This is a genomic window from Lentilactobacillus senioris (assembly GCF_026798195.1).
Taxonomy (GTDB): Bacteria; Bacillota; Bacilli; order Lactobacillales; family Lactobacillaceae; genus Lentilactobacillus; species Lentilactobacillus senioris_A.
Map to the genome: position 1 here is coordinate 160,473 of NZ_JAPQEZ010000004.1, position 13,582 is coordinate 174,054.

17 protein-coding genes and 1 other annotated feature are annotated in these 13,582 nt (G+C 36.9%); of the genes, 16 read left to right on the forward strand and 1 reads right to left on the reverse strand.

Features of this window, described 5'->3' with window-relative positions; genetic code table 11:
- The first annotated feature begins 15 nt into the window (after positions 1–15).
- The 16 genes from OXT66_RS06935 to OXT66_RS07010 all read left to right on the forward strand — a co-directional run bounded on the left by OXT66_RS06935 (position 16) and on the right by OXT66_RS07010 (position 12,686).
- Positions 16–921, forward strand: coding sequence for a F0F1 ATP synthase subunit gamma (locus OXT66_RS06935; protein WP_268596638.1), 906 nt, complete (start codon positions 16–18; stop codon positions 919–921).
- A 32-nt stretch (positions 922–953) separates the two neighbouring features.
- Positions 954–2,366 carry a F0F1 ATP synthase subunit beta gene (atpD, locus tag OXT66_RS06940; RefSeq protein ID WP_268596639.1) on the forward strand — a complete coding sequence of 471 codons (1,413 nt, stop codon included), beginning with the start codon at positions 954–956 and terminating at the stop codon, positions 2,364–2,366.
- 12 nt (positions 2,367–2,378) lie between these two features.
- Positions 2,379–2,795 carry a F0F1 ATP synthase subunit epsilon gene (locus OXT66_RS06945; RefSeq protein WP_268596640.1) on the forward strand — a complete coding sequence of 139 codons (417 nt, stop codon included), beginning with the start codon at positions 2,379–2,381 and terminating at the stop codon, positions 2,793–2,795.
- 147 nt (positions 2,796–2,942) lie between these two features.
- Positions 2,943–3,173, forward strand: coding sequence for a DUF1146 family protein (locus OXT66_RS06950; protein WP_268596641.1), 231 nt, complete (start codon positions 2,943–2,945; stop codon positions 3,171–3,173).
- A 16-nt stretch (positions 3,174–3,189) separates the two neighbouring features.
- Entirely contained in the window at positions 3,190–4,494 is a 1,305-nt protein-coding gene (gene murA, locus OXT66_RS06955; protein ID WP_268596642.1) for a UDP-N-acetylglucosamine 1-carboxyvinyltransferase, read from the forward strand.
- A 117-nt stretch (positions 4,495–4,611) separates the two neighbouring features.
- Positions 4,612–5,628 (forward strand): rod shape-determining protein, encoded by a 1,017-nt coding sequence (locus OXT66_RS06960; RefSeq protein ID WP_268596643.1) that lies wholly within the window; start codon positions 4,612–4,614, stop codon positions 5,626–5,628.
- Between the two features lie 10 nt (positions 5,629–5,638).
- Entirely contained in the window at positions 5,639–5,911 is a 273-nt protein-coding gene (yidD, locus tag OXT66_RS06965) for a membrane protein insertion efficiency factor YidD (protein WP_268596644.1), read from the forward strand.
- Between the two features lie 19 nt (positions 5,912–5,930).
- Positions 5,931–6,152, forward strand: a complete 222-nt coding sequence (locus tag OXT66_RS06970; protein ID WP_268596645.1) for a DUF2969 domain-containing protein — start codon at positions 5,931–5,933, stop codon at positions 6,150–6,152.
- 21 nt (positions 6,153–6,173) lie between these two features.
- A complete protein-coding gene (locus OXT66_RS06975; RefSeq protein ID WP_268596646.1) occupies positions 6,174–7,376 on the forward strand; it encodes an FtsW/RodA/SpoVE family cell cycle protein in 1,203 nt (400 codons plus the stop codon).
- Positions 7,377–7,388: 12 nt separating this feature from the next.
- Entirely contained in the window at positions 7,389–7,682 is a 294-nt protein-coding gene (locus tag OXT66_RS06980) for a glycine cleavage system protein H (RefSeq protein ID WP_268596647.1), read from the forward strand.
- Between the two features lie 41 nt (positions 7,683–7,723).
- Positions 7,724–7,959: a binding site (T-box leader), on the forward strand.
- 60 nt (positions 7,960–8,019) lie between these two features.
- Positions 8,020–9,066, forward strand: a complete 1,047-nt coding sequence (locus OXT66_RS06985) for a methionine ABC transporter ATP-binding protein (RefSeq protein WP_268596648.1) — start codon at positions 8,020–8,022, stop codon at positions 9,064–9,066.
- Positions 9,044–9,739 carry a methionine ABC transporter permease gene (locus OXT66_RS06990; RefSeq protein ID WP_419146384.1) on the forward strand — a complete coding sequence of 232 codons (696 nt, stop codon included), beginning with the start codon at positions 9,044–9,046 and terminating at the stop codon, positions 9,737–9,739. The genes OXT66_RS06985 and OXT66_RS06990 overlap by 23 nt, the downstream gene beginning before the upstream one ends.
- Before the next feature lie 17 nt (positions 9,740–9,756).
- The gene (locus OXT66_RS06995; protein WP_268596649.1) at positions 9,757–10,581 is read left to right on the forward strand and encodes a MetQ/NlpA family ABC transporter substrate-binding protein; all 825 of its coding nucleotides are present in this window, start codon (positions 9,757–9,759) and stop codon (positions 10,579–10,581) included.
- A 107-nt stretch (positions 10,582–10,688) separates the two neighbouring features.
- Positions 10,689–11,060, forward strand: coding sequence for a GntR family transcriptional regulator (locus tag OXT66_RS07000; protein ID WP_268596650.1), 372 nt, complete (start codon positions 10,689–10,691; stop codon positions 11,058–11,060).
- On the forward strand, positions 11,057–11,935 hold the full coding sequence (locus OXT66_RS07005) for an ABC transporter ATP-binding protein (RefSeq protein ID WP_268596651.1): 879 nt from the start codon (positions 11,057–11,059) through the stop codon (positions 11,933–11,935). The genes OXT66_RS07000 and OXT66_RS07005 overlap by 4 nt, the downstream gene beginning before the upstream one ends.
- Complete coding sequence (locus OXT66_RS07010) at positions 11,925–12,686, forward strand: hypothetical protein (RefSeq protein WP_268596652.1); 762 nt, start codon at positions 11,925–11,927, stop codon at positions 12,684–12,686. The genes OXT66_RS07005 and OXT66_RS07010 overlap by 11 nt, the downstream gene beginning before the upstream one ends.
- Before the next feature lie 55 nt (positions 12,687–12,741).
- On the opposite strand, the gene OXT66_RS07015 is transcribed toward OXT66_RS07010, so the two are convergent.
- Positions 12,742–13,449, reverse strand: a complete 708-nt coding sequence (locus OXT66_RS07015) for a DUF975 family protein (RefSeq protein WP_268596653.1) — start codon at positions 13,447–13,449, stop codon at positions 12,742–12,744.
- Between the last annotated feature and the right edge of the window lie 133 nt (positions 13,450–13,582).

Here is a 13,582-nt window from a genome sequence, read left to right on the forward strand (position 1 = left end):
AGGAGGGCGAGAATAATGGGCGCATCGTTAAACGATGTCAAACATCGAATTGCATCTACTAAAAAAACACGGCAGATTACCAATGCGATGGAAATGGTTTCACAATCAAAGTTAAACCAAATTCTCAAGCATACCAAGAATTATGATATGTATGCTAGCCAAGTTAAATCCGTCGTTTATCATTTGGCGCAAGCCCACATGTTCGACGATTTGGCTAAATCCTCAGATCAAGATGCAGCAGCAAATACGACTAAACGAAGTGCTTACTTGGTGATTACTTCTGATCGTGGAATGGTTGGTAGCTATAATAGTAACGTCTTGCGTGAAACTAACCAATTCATTAAAGAACATAGCCAAGGAAATGACTACCAGATTTTAGCAGTTGGTGGAACTGGTGCTGATTTTTACAAAAAGCAGGGCGCTAACGTAACGTTTGAATATCGTGGAGTTAGTGATGTTCCTACTTTTGATGAAATTAGAAGCATTGTTAAAACATTAACAACTCGCTTTGAGGATAATCAATTTGATGAACTTTATGTTTGCTATGAACATTTTGTTAACCGAATTACCTCAACATTCCGGGCTGAAAAAATGTTACCAATTGATGGTGAGGCTTTGAATACTGAAGCTTCTAAATCAGTTGAAGTGGTAAACATGAATACTGAATATGATGTAGAACCATCTAACCAAGCAGTTTTAGATGCCATTTTACCGCAATATTCTGAAAGCTTAGTTTACGGTGCCATTTTGGATGCTAAGACTGCCGAACATGCATCTAGTTCAACCGCTATGAAGTCAGCTTCTGATAATGCTGATGATTTAATTGGCCGTTTGGAACTACAATTTAACCGTGCTCGGCAAGCTGCTATCACTACTGAAATCACCGAAATTACCGGTGGTCAAGAAGCGCTTAGTCAATAGTTAAATTTTTATAAATAGAGGAGTTAATACACATGAGTACTGGTAAAGTTATTCAAGTTATCGGACCCGTTGTTGATGTTGAATTCTCCTTGGATGAAAAACTTCCAGAAATTAATACTGCTTTGGTAATTCACGAAAGTGAAGACAAAGATCTCGTGGTCGAAGTTGCGTTGGAACTTGGTGACGGGGTTGTTAGAACCATCGCCATGGACGGAACTGATGGTTTACGTCGTGGGATGGATGTTGAAAATACCGGAGCATCTATTAGTGTTCCCGTAGGTAAAGATACCTTGGGACGGGTGTTTAACGTTCTTGGTGATCCAATTGATGGCGGTCCTGATTTTGGACCAGATGCAGAACGGTGGCCAATTCACCGAGATGCACCTAAATACGATGAATTAAGTCCATCGACTGAAATTTTGGAAACTGGGATTAAAGTTATCGACTTACTTGAACCATACATTCGTGGTGGTAAAGTTGGTTTGTTCGGTGGTGCCGGTGTTGGTAAAACCGTTTTAATTCAAGAATTAATCCATAATATCGCCCAAGGTCATAATGGTATTTCTGTCTTTACTGGGGTTGGTGAACGAACCCGTGAAGGTAATGATATGTACTATGAAATGAAAGAATCAGGCGTTTTGGAAAAAACTGCCATGGTTTATGGACAAATGAATGAACCTCCTGGAGCTCGTATGCGGGTTGCTTTGACTGGTTTAACTATTGCGGAATACTTCCGTGATGTTGCTGGCCAAGACGTGTTGTTATTTATTGATAACATCTTCCGATTCACCCAGGCCGGTTCAGAAGTTTCTGCCTTGCTTGGCCGGATTCCATCTGCCGTTGGGTACCAACCAACTTTGGCAACTGAAATGGGTCAATTGCAAGAACGAATTACTTCTACTAACAAAGGGGCGATTACCTCTATTCAAGCCGTTTACGTTCCTGCCGATGATTACACGGATCCTGCTCCGGCAACTACGTTTGCCCATTTGGATGCCACTACTAACTTGGAACGTTCTTTGACTCAACAAGGGATCTATCCTGCCGTTGATCCATTGGCTTCTACTTCATCAGCCCTTGATCCACATATTGTTGGTCAAGAGCACTATGAAGTAGCTACGGAAGTTCAACACATTTTGCAACGTTACCGTGAATTGCAAGATATCATTTCTATTTTAGGGATGGATGAACTCTCTGACGAAGAAAAAACAATTGTTAACCGGGCACGTAGAATTCAATTCTTCTTGTCACAAAGTTTCTCAGTTGCGGAACAATTTACCGGTTTGCCTGGTAAATACGTTACCGTCGATCAAACTGTTCAAGGCTTCAAAGAAATCTTAGAAGGTAAGTATGATGATCTTCCAGAAGATGCCTTTAGAAACTGTGGCCCTATTGAAGATGTGGTAGCTAACGCTAAAAAAATGCAAGAAAACGTAAATAGCTAAGGAGGGATTTAAATGGCTGAAAATTCAGTTATTGAAGTTAGTATTGTAACTCCTGATGGTAAAGTTTACGAAGAAAATGCAAAAATGTTAGTTGTCACTACTAAAGTAGGACAATTAGGGATTATGGGAGACCATGTTCCCTTAATTGCCAATTTAGATGTTGATCAAGCACGAGTTGAACGTGATGGTAATACTGACATAGTTGCTGTTAATGGTGGCTTTATTGAATTTGCAGATAATCATGCAACCATTGTTGCTGATTCGGCTGAAAATCAAAGCGATATTGATGTGGCCCGGGCTGAAAACGCCAAGAGTCGTGCTGAAAAACATATTCAAGAAGCAAAAGCTAAAAACGATACCGATAGCTTGGCGAGAGCTCAAGTGGCATTGCGTAAGGCAATTAACCGAATTAACACTTCTAAAATTTAACAACTAAATTAATGTCAACTAAAAGTCCCGTCAAAGATTTATTTTAAATCTTTGACGGGACTTTTCTTTTTGTTAAGAGTTCAAAAAAAGGCTGATTTGAAAACCTTTATGTGGTATATTGAGAACGTTAGCTGGAGGATTAAAAGAATGAAAATAATTGGAATTCAAGCACTGATAACCTTAATTTCTTACGTAGGATTTATTGGACTTACTTTTTGGAGTATTCAAGATTTACATATTGAACGGTTTATTCCAATGCGAGCAACACAGGGGAAATTATTAATTGTTTTGTTGTCCGTAGTAATTGGTTATGGTACTAGTTCATTTTTTCTCTCGTTAATTGATAATATTCGAAATTTAATTTTTCTTGTAAAATAACCTGGAGGTATTTATTTTGGAAAAAATCATTGTACATGGTGGTAATCGGTTGACGGGAACAGTCCATATTGATGGCGCTAAAAATGCTGTTTTACCGATTCAAGCAGCTATGATTTTAGCTAGCGAAGGTACGAGTGAATTATCAAACGTTCCACTTTTATCAGATGTATACCTAATGAATAAGGTTCTTGAGTTTGTTAATATTGACGTTGATTTTGATGAAGACAAAAATACAATCACGTTTGATGCTACTAAAGAGTTGTCTAGCGAAGCGCCCTTTGAATATGTTGCTAAAATGCGTGCTTCTATTGTAGTAATGGGACCATTATTGGCTCGTCTTGGCCATGCCAAAGTAGCAATGCCAGGTGGTTGTGCGATCGGTTCACGTCCAATTGACCTTCACTTGAAGGGACTTCAAGCTTTAGGTGCTGATATTAGTCAACACGATGGTTATGTTGAAGCTTCTGCTCCTAATGGTTTAACCGGGGCAACTATTTATTTGGATTTTCCAAGCGTGGGAGCTACCCAAAATATCATGATGGCAGCTACTTTAGCCAAAGGAACCACCATCATTCAAAATGTTGCTAGAGAACCGGAAATTGTTGATTTGGCCAATGTTTTAAACAAAATGGGAGCTAAAGTTTACGGTGCCGGAACTGAACAACTTCGAATTGAAGGGGTTGCCAAAATGCACGGTACGAACCACCGAGTAGTACAAGACCGGATTGAAGCTGGTACTTTTATGATTGCCGCAGCTTTAACTCAAGGAGACGTTTTAATTGAAGGCGCAATCGCTGAACATAATAAACCTTTAATTTCTAAGATGATGGAAATGGGAGTTCAAGTCATTGAAACCAATGATGGAATTCGAATTGTTGGTCCCAAAGAATTAAAAGCAACTGATGTAAAAACCATGCCACACCCAGGATTTCCAACGGATATGCAACCACAGATGACGATTTTGCAATTGGCTGCTAAGGGAAGTAGCTCAATGACCGAAAATGTTTTTGAAAATCGGTTTATGCACTTAGAAGAATTAAGACGGATGAATGCTCAATACACTATTTCTGGCAAAACAGTGGTAATGGACGGTCCTACTGATTTTAATGGTGCTGAAGTTGCCGCAACTGACTTAAGAGCTGCTGCTGCATTAGTATTGGCCGGCTTAGTTGCAAAGGGATATACGCAAGTTCGTAATCTAAATTATTTGGATCGTGGTTACCATGATTTTCATAAAAAGTTAGAAGCTTTAGGCGCTGAAATTAAGCGCGTAGAAGTTAGTGACGAACAAGTAGTGATCAATAACCCAGTCGCTAAATAATTTTTTAAGGCCGAGATTATTCTCGGCCTTTTATTTATAGAACATTAAACATGTTAAGGGCTTGAATATGATATAATTATTGATTGAGATTAAAGAACTTTTGGAGGACTTTCTTAGATGGCAAAAGATATTGGAATTGATTTAGGAACGGCTAACGTACTTATTTACGTTGCTGGTAAAGGAATCGTGTTAAATGAGCCATCGGTGGTTGCAATTGACACTAAAACAGGTAAAGTGCTAGCCGTTGGTGAGGAAGCTTATAAAATGGTTGGTAGAACGCCAAGCAACATTCGGGCAATTCGTCCGTTACGCGACGGGGTTATTTCAGACTTTGATATCACCGAAGAAATGTTAACTTATTTTATTAATAAATTAAACGTGAAAGGGTTTATGTCACGTCCTAAGATTATGATTTGTGCACCTACAAACGTTACGGAAATTGAAAGAAATGCGATTACTCAAGCCGCAGAAAAAGCTGGTGGTGGTACTGTCTACCTGGAAGAAGAACCTAAAGTTGCCGCTGTGGGTGCAGGAATGGATATTTTCCAACCACGGGGTAACATGGTAATTGATATGGGTGGTGGAACTAGTGATATCGCCGTCTTATCATTAGGCGATGTAGTCTCCAGTAAATCAATTAGAGTTGCTGGTGATAAAATGAATTCTGAAATTGTAGCCTACATCAAGCAACACCATGGATTACAAATTGGTGAACACACAGCTGAAAAAATTAAAATTGAGATTGGAACCGCTAGACCTTCAGAAGATAATGTAAAAGAAATGGAAGTGCGGGGCCGAGATACGGTTAGCGGAATGCCTAGAGCAGTTACTATTACTAGTAATGAAATTGCGGAGGCAATCCAAGACACCATTCAGTTAATTATTGACGGGGCCAAAGAAGTGTTAGAAGTTACACCTCCAGAATTAGCTTCTGATATTGTTGATCGAGGAGTAATGTTAACTGGTGGTGGAGCTTTATTGGCTGATATTGACCAAGTCATTGCGGATGCTTTGAGCTTGCCAGTGATTATTTCTGAAAATCCATTAGATAATGTTGCTAAGGGAGCCGGAATTTTATTGGAACATTATAATAAAGATGGTAAACCAAAGGCTAAAGTTGAAAAGAGCAAATAAGAGGTAAATCTTGAAAAAGATAATGATTGGGATGGTTCATGGCTATCAACGGTATATTTCACCGTTATTTCCACCGTCATGTCGTTATTACCCAACTTGCAGCAACTATATGATTCAAGCCATTCAAAAACACGGTGTCATTAAAGGGATTTTAATGGGCAGTGCTAGAATTTTACGGTGTCATCCCTTTGTTAAGGGCGGATATGATCCGGTGCCAGATCATTTTTCTTTACGGAGAAATAAAGAGGCTGCAAGTAAGTATCGAAAAGAAATGCGACTATAATTACAAGTAGGAGTTGTAAATGAGTAAAGCAAAAAAGAGTATTGAAGTAGAAATTACTGAAAAAAAAGCGGGAGATGGCAAAACAGTTTCCGAAGTATATATTTGGAAACAATTTCTTGGTAACGTTAGAGAAAACGATAATAAGTTTTTAATGACCACCGCAAAAAATGAAAGCTTTAAGGTTAATAGCTTCGATGAAGGTATTCAAGAACTTATCAAGGAATTTCACTTGCATCATTAGAAGTGGAAAGGAAGTGACGGTTTGGAAAATACACGTAGTCGAAAAGATGAAGATGAGTCACGAATTGATTGGGGCATAGTTTTTTGTGTTTTAATGCTAGCATTAATTGGCTTAGGATCAATTTATGTAGCAGCTTCGCATGACTCTAGTTCTACTAGTGTGGTTAAAGCGGTATCTTCTCAATTAATTTGGTATGTACTGGGAGTTATTGCGGTTGTTATAATCATGCAATTTGACTCAGAGCAGTTATGGAAGATTGCTCCTTACGTTTATTGGCTTGGTGTGGGCTTATTGGTAGCCGTGTTATTTTTCTACAGTCGCGCTTATGCGGCCAACACGGGTGCCAAAAGTTGGTTTGCACTGGGACCATTTACGTTTCAACCCTCTGAAGTTATGAAACCGGCCTATATTTTAATGATGGCCAAGGTAATCGTCAAACATAATGATGAAAATCCGCTGAGAACCATTAAAAGTGATTGGATTCTGTTAGGTAAAATGGCGCTTTGGACGTTACCAGTTGTTGTGCTATTAAAACTCCAAAATGACTTTGGGACCATGCTGGTTTTCTTTGCTATTTTGGGAGGCTTAATTCTAGTATCCGGCATTACCTGGAAAATTATTTTGCCGGCTTTTATAATTATTGCTGGAATTGGGGGAACTGCCCTTAGTCTGGTGGTTACTGATTCCGGTCGAAAAATTTTGGAACACTTTGGTTTTCAAGCATACCAATTCTCCCGGGTAGATACTTGGTTACATCCGTCATCGGATACTACTAATCAGGGATATCAATTATGGCAAAGTATCAAGGCCATTGGCTCTGGTGGATTATTTGGTAGTGGCTTTAATAAATCTCATGTTTACGTACCAGTTCGGGAATCAGATATGATTTTTTCCGTAATTGGCGAAAACTTTGGTTTTATAGGTAGTGCTGTTTTAATTTTATTGTATTTGTTGTTAATTTATCAAATGATCAAAGTAACATTTGATACCCGAAATGTTTTTTATGCTTATATCTCTACCGGGGTAATTATGATGATTATTTTCCATGTATTTGAAAATGTGGGGATGAGTATTGGTCTATTACCATTAACGGGGATCCCATTGCCTTTCGTAAGTGCGGGGGGTTCTGCTTTAATTGGAAACATGATCGGGATTGGATTAATTATGTCAATGCAGTATCATAATAAGAGTTACATGTTTGGCCAAGATAAAGAATTTTCTTAGGAGGCAGAAATCATGGAAACAAAATATTATTGGATGAATGAAGTTGACGGAGTAACCACAATTGGACTAAGTCAAACTGGACGAGATGAGTTTGGTAACATTAGCTTTGCAACTCTTCCTAAGGTAGACAGCGACTTAGCTGAAGGGGATACGCTATTAAACATCGAAGCTGATAAAGCCGTTTCAGATTTGGCTACGCCGGTGGCTGGCAAAGTGATTGAAATTAACCAAGAACTTAAAGCTAATCCGGATTTGTTAAATAGCGATGATCAAAGCATTTCATGGATTGCCAAAATTAAGGCTTGACGAATAAATATAATTTAAGTAGAATTGGACCCAATAATTATTAAGAGCAAATGAAAAGATGAGTAGAAAATGAAAAGTCGTTTAGAGAGCTTGGTCAGGTGAAAGCAAGCCGATGGAAATTTTCGAATATGGTCTTTGATATTGCGTTTATTGATGAACTTGCGCAAGTAAATTAATAATGGTTGACGTTCATTACTACGTTATTAAAGAACTTTTTAAGGCTGAATTTAAAAATTCAGTAAACAAAGGTGGTACCGCGAGGTCTTTCGCCCTTTGATTGCAGTTAGCAATCTGGGTGAAAGGCCTTTTTTTATTTCAACGGTTAAGAGGTGAGATCATGATTGAATTTAAGCACGTTTCTAAAGTGTATCAAAAGCAAAGTACGAAATTAGTAGCGAACGATGACGTTAATTTTATAATTCCTAATGGACAAATTTTTGGATTAATTGGTTTTTCAGGAGCTGGTAAAAGTACTTTAGTTAGGCTTTTAGCTGGATTAGAGGTTCCTACCAGTGGGGAAATTTTAATTGATAATGTGAACCTACATGAATTAAGGGGGAAAGCTCTTCGGCAAAAACGCCAGAAAATTGGCATGATTTTTCAACATTTTAATCTGTTATGGTCTCGTACGGTAATTCAAAATGTAATGTTGCCCCTAGAAATTGCCGGAGTCCCAAAAGCCAAGCGTACGCAACGAGCATTAGAACTATTAGAATTGGTAGGGCTAGCAGATAAAACTACCGCGTATCCAGTAGAATTATCGGGTGGGCAAAAACAGCGAGTAGGCATTGCCCGGGCGTTAGCTAACAAACCGGATATTTTAATTTCTGATGAAGCTACCAGTGCCTTAGATCCAGAAACTACTAATGAAATTTTAGATTTATTGGTGGACATTAATCGCAGACTAGAACTAACAATTTTACTGATTACTCATGAAATGCATGCAGTAGCTAAGGCCTGCCAGAAAGTAGCGGTTATGCAAGTGGGCAAAATAGTGGAAAGAGGTAGAGTTAGTGACGTCTTTAAGCATCCCCAACAAGCAATTACCAAGCAATTTGTTAACGAGGAATTTCATGATAATTTCAATACTTCAGACTTGGAGCTAGCTGCTAGAACTGATTTGGCTAAGGGACAAATTGTTAGACTTACTTTTCACGGTACTCAAGCTAGTCTACCAATTGTTAGTGATGTTATTCAGCAATTTACGCAACTTACCGTTAATATTTTTCAAGGCAGTATTAAACAAACCAGAGATGGTGCGATTGGAATGTTAGATTTAGAATTAATTGGTTCAGATACTGAAGTCACTAAGGTGTTAGATTATTTAGCGACTAAGGACGTAGAAAGTGAGGTGCTTAAAGATGATGGACACCACCGGAATTAAATCCTATTTTCAATTTCAAAATGTTGACTGGCAAGCAATGCAATCAGCTACATGGGAAACCGTCTGGATGACGGTGGTAGCAGCTATTTTGGTAATTATTATTGGTCTACTATTAGGATTACTTTTATATCAAACACGTAAATCAAATAGTTGGATATTAAGAATTTTGAATTGGATCGTTAGCTTATTAGTAAATGTGTTTCGTTCCATACCATTCATTATTCTGATTGTTTTGTTGTTACCAGTAACTAAAGACATCATCGGCACTATTATTGGCCCTAAGGCGGCTATTCCTTCGTTGGTAATAAGCGCCGCACCTTTTTACGCTAGAATGGTTGAGGCTAATCTACGCGATATCGATTCTGGAGTAATTGAAGCGGCTACCACAATGGGGGCTTCTACTTGGGAAATTATTATTAAAGTATTACTGCCGGAAAGTAAGCCGGCTTTAATTGCTGGAGCTACAGTAACCACCATTTCGTTGATTTCATATTCGGCGATGGCTGGAGCAATTGGCGCGGGTGGTCTTGGTAATTTGGCGTATTTAGATGGATTTCAATCTAATAATAATACCGTCACGTTAGTAGCCACGGTGATTATTGCTTGCATCGTCTTTATAGTTCAGTTTATAAGTGATCGTTGGGTAAAAGCGATTGATAAACGGACAATTTAAATATTGGAGGAATTTACATGAAAAAAAGATATTTAGCCGTTATTGGATTAAGTCTGGCACTTTTGTTAACCGGCTGTGGTAAATCTAATCAGAGTAAGTCTCAAACAACTTTAACCGTAGGGGCTTCTAATATTCCTCACTCTCAAATTTTGCAACATGTTAAACCAGAATTAAAGAAGGAAGGTATTGACCTTAAAATCGTTACTTTTCAAGATTATGTAATGCCTAACAAAGCTTTGGCTAGTAAATCTTTAGATGCTAATTACTTTCAACATGCACCATTCTTGAAACAATGGAATCAAGATAACCATCAAAATTTGGTGAACGTAGGCAGCATTCATTTAGAGCCTATTGGGGTTTATTCTAAAAAAGTTAAAAATATAAAGGATTTAAAACCCAACTCGACTGTTTTAGTTAGTAATAGTACCGCTGATTATGGACGAGTACTTCAACTATTTAAGGATGCGGGACTAATTACATTGAAAAAAGGCGTAGATGTCACGACTGCTAACTTTGATGACATTGCAAGTAATCCTAAGCATTTAAAATTTAAACATAATTATGAACCTAAATTAATGGCTCAGATTTATCAAAGTGGGGAAGGAGATGCGGTAGTTATTAATTCTAACTATGCTGTTCAAGCTAAGTTAGATCCTAGAAAGGACGCTATTGCTTTAGAAAAAAATACTTCACCATATGCTAATATTATTGCGGTGAGAAAAGCAGATCAGGATAAACCAGCCATTAAAAAGTTGGTTCAAGCATTAAAATCTAAGAGTACCCAAAATTGGATTAGCCAAAATTACAAAGGGGCAGTCTTACCAATTTCAGAAACTAAATAAAGAATAAAAAATCGAAAGAGTAAATCTTTCGATTTTTTTGTTGACTAGGTAAGGCTAACACTTTATAGTTAGTTACATAAGTGATTAACCAAATAAGGAGGGGTGAAATGTTCGATTTTGATTTTAATAGTGGTGAACCAATTTACCGTCAAGTTGCGGAGCAAATTGAAGAGGCAATTATTAATGGTAGCTTTTCTGAGGGAACGCAAGTGCCGTCCACCACAGAAATATCGAACCAATTCCATATCAACCCAGCAACCGTCTTAAAGGGAATGAATATGTTAGTAGCCAATGGTTTAATTGAAAAAAAGCGGGGAGTCGGCATGTTTGTCGTCCCAGGAGCTCAAGAGACAGTCAGAACCGCCAGAAGAGCTACATTTTATGAAAAAGAAATTCAAGCTTTAGTTAAACAAGCTAAAAGTTTAAGTATTTCAGAATCGGAACTACTAAAAATGATATCTAAGGGGTACGAACAATGAGTGTTTTAGATGTGAGCCATATTAGTAAATCATTTGGCAACAAAACAGTTTTAAACGATGTTAGTTTAAGTTTTAGCGGTAATAAAATTTATGGATTATTAGGCCGTAATGGGGCTGGAAAAAGTACTCTGCTAAATATAATAACTAATCGCTTATTGCCTAATGGTGGTAAAGTCACCATTAATGGTGATTCTGTTAATAACAATGATGAAGCGTTGAGCCACTTATTTTTAATGAGTGAAGTTAATATGTACAACAATGGCACTAAACTTAGCAAAATTATTGATGACACAGAATTGTTATATGGATCATTGGATCGAAACTTAGCTACTGAATTGGCTGCCAAGTTTGAATTGGATTTAACCCAAAGGTTTGGGAAATTATCCACTGGTTACCGTTCTATTTTTAAATTAATTCTAGCATTGTGTTTACCAGTAGAATACGTTTTGCTAGACGAACCAGTTTTAGGATTAGATGCTAGTCACCGAGAATTATTTTATTCTGAAATGTTAAAAACGTATGCTGATCGGCCTCGCAATTTTATTATTTCTACTCATTTGATTGAAGAAATTGCTACCATTATTAGTGATGTGATTGTATTAGATCATGGTCATGTCTTACTTCATGATACGGCTGAAAATGTTTTAGCGCAGTCGGTAGTTGTAGTGGGACCTAAGACGGAAGTAGAACAATATACTCAAGATTTAAACGTGATTGGTAAGGAATCCATTGGCCAGTTAGCAGCATTTTATATTTATGGTGAATTAAATGATAAGCCTATTCCAGATACAGTTAAAATTTCACCAGTTGATCTACAAAAGATTTTTATCTTTTTAACAAATTATACGAACGGAGGTAACGAGAGTGAAAAATAGGGTAGTTTCGCAATATTTATTTCAAAGACATATTAAATCACTAATTCTGGCGTACATATACGCTATTGTTATATTAATTGTTATGCCGCTTATGTTTGCAATTATTAGTGGATCTTTTGGAACTTTTTCAATTGGCAATACTTTTAAAGGAATTGATACAGGACTTATTACTACCTTTATTTTAGGTGGAATGGCGTTATTATCGTATGAAGATTATAAATTTTTAATTCAAAATAGTATTTCACGAAATACTTTCTTTAAAAATCAGGTGAGTTCGTTTGGATTTATTATTTTAATTGGGGCGATGTTTGATGAATTATATTCTTTGATTACTCGTTTCTTTTTAGGAGGAACTACTCTTTACCAAAGTTGGTATGGCAATTTTATTACTAATGCAACTTTAAGTGAATTAATGGGATTTTTATATCATATTTTGTGGTTATTAGCTGTAGTTGCAACTGGTTTGGCAGTGGGATCTTTTCTATCATTATTCTCCAAAAAAGTGCAACGCTTAATCATTATTGGTAGTTTTGTTGCCTTTGTAGTATTATTAGGAATTATTTTTTCTGCTAGTAATAGAAATACCATTGCGGTGACATGGATTGCTGATTTTGCTAAATTTATTTTGGGTTATCAAGGACAAGAAATTGTTACACCAATCTTTTTGATGTTATTTTATGTTATTTGGTCAGTAATAATGGTATTGATTAGTAGAATTTTTTATAATCGTAAACAAATCAAACGAGTTTAAATAAAAAACGGGATTCGATACTCAAAGGTATTGAATCCCGTTTTGATTTGATTAATTAACTAGCTAGCTGAATATTAGCATCAGCAATCAGATGCCGATAGAAGTTAGAATACGTAGCCGAAGCATAAGGAATTACCCAAATTAATCCAATTCCTAATGTTAGAAAGCCTAAAAGATACCAACCAATAAAACTAATTTGTAAGACGAAGTAATCCCACTTGTGACCGTTCATTAGTCGACGACTTTCGGTAATGCAGTCTAAGTAACTAACGTTTTGATCACCAGCATCTACATGGCTCTTGTAAACTAAAAAGGCTTGGGAATAAGAATATCCTTTAATAATACCGGGAATAACCAATAATAAAGACCATAAGAATATAAAGATGGTTTTTAAAACAAAGATAGCTAATGTAGACGTAAAGTACTTTTTGGTGAACACCATAAAGCTAGTTTTAGCTGGACTAGATGGTTGCTGGTTGGAATTTAACCAGTCTAGGTAACCATATGATGCTGCTACAGCTACAAATGTGGATAGGGTAGATAATAGAAAAATAATAACTTGATACTTACCACCAAAATTAACAACGACGTTATCTCCACTATTTAACTGTTCTTGAGTTTGATAGTAACTCTGAACCATAGTACTTAAAACATTAAAGATGTAGACTCCTAAGGCCATTAAAATAGCAACACCCCATTTGTGGGAAAATAGGCGCTTGACCTCTTGCTTTAATTGCCCGCGGACAATATCTTCTGTATTCATAAACGATCCTCCTCAATGCTTAATTTTACCATAGTTAAGAAATTATGATAAATAGTGCTTGTTTTTGACTGTTAGACGTTCATTAAGGTAAAATTCATGTTATACTTAAGATTCTGAAATATATACGAATAGG

What these genes read in the sequence shown, in the direction of transcription:
- OXT66_RS06980 (WP_268596647.1), top strand. Translation starts at nt 7,389, where the DNA reads ATGGAAACAAAATATTATTGGATGAATGAAGTTGACGGAGTAACCACA.
- atpD (WP_268596639.1), top strand. Translation starts at nt 954, where the DNA reads ATGAGTACTGGTAAAGTTATTCAAGTTATCGGACCCGTTGTTGATGTT.
- OXT66_RS07015 (WP_268596653.1), bottom strand. Translation starts at nt 13,449, where the DNA reads ATGAATACAGAAGATATTGTCCGCGGGCAATTAAAGCAAGAGGTCAAG.
- OXT66_RS06985 (WP_268596648.1), top strand. Translation starts at nt 8,020, where the DNA reads ATGATTGAATTTAAGCACGTTTCTAAAGTGTATCAAAAGCAAAGTACG.
- OXT66_RS07000 (WP_268596650.1), top strand. Translation starts at nt 10,689, where the DNA reads ATGTTCGATTTTGATTTTAATAGTGGTGAACCAATTTACCGTCAAGTT.
- OXT66_RS06995 (WP_268596649.1), top strand. Translation starts at nt 9,757, where the DNA reads ATGAAAAAAAGATATTTAGCCGTTATTGGATTAAGTCTGGCACTTTTG.
- OXT66_RS06990 (WP_419146384.1), top strand. Translation starts at nt 9,044, where the DNA reads ATGATGGACACCACCGGAATTAAATCCTATTTTCAATTTCAAAATGTT.
- OXT66_RS06960 (WP_268596643.1), top strand. Translation starts at nt 4,612, where the DNA reads ATGGCAAAAGATATTGGAATTGATTTAGGAACGGCTAACGTACTTATT.
- OXT66_RS06950 (WP_268596641.1), top strand. Translation starts at nt 2,943, where the DNA reads ATGAAAATAATTGGAATTCAAGCACTGATAACCTTAATTTCTTACGTA.
- OXT66_RS06970 (WP_268596645.1), top strand. Translation starts at nt 5,931, where the DNA reads ATGAGTAAAGCAAAAAAGAGTATTGAAGTAGAAATTACTGAAAAAAAA.
- OXT66_RS06935 (WP_268596638.1), top strand. Translation starts at nt 16, where the DNA reads ATGGGCGCATCGTTAAACGATGTCAAACATCGAATTGCATCTACTAAA.
- OXT66_RS07005 (WP_268596651.1), top strand. Translation starts at nt 11,057, where the DNA reads ATGAGTGTTTTAGATGTGAGCCATATTAGTAAATCATTTGGCAACAAA.
- OXT66_RS06945 (WP_268596640.1), top strand. Translation starts at nt 2,379, where the DNA reads ATGGCTGAAAATTCAGTTATTGAAGTTAGTATTGTAACTCCTGATGGT.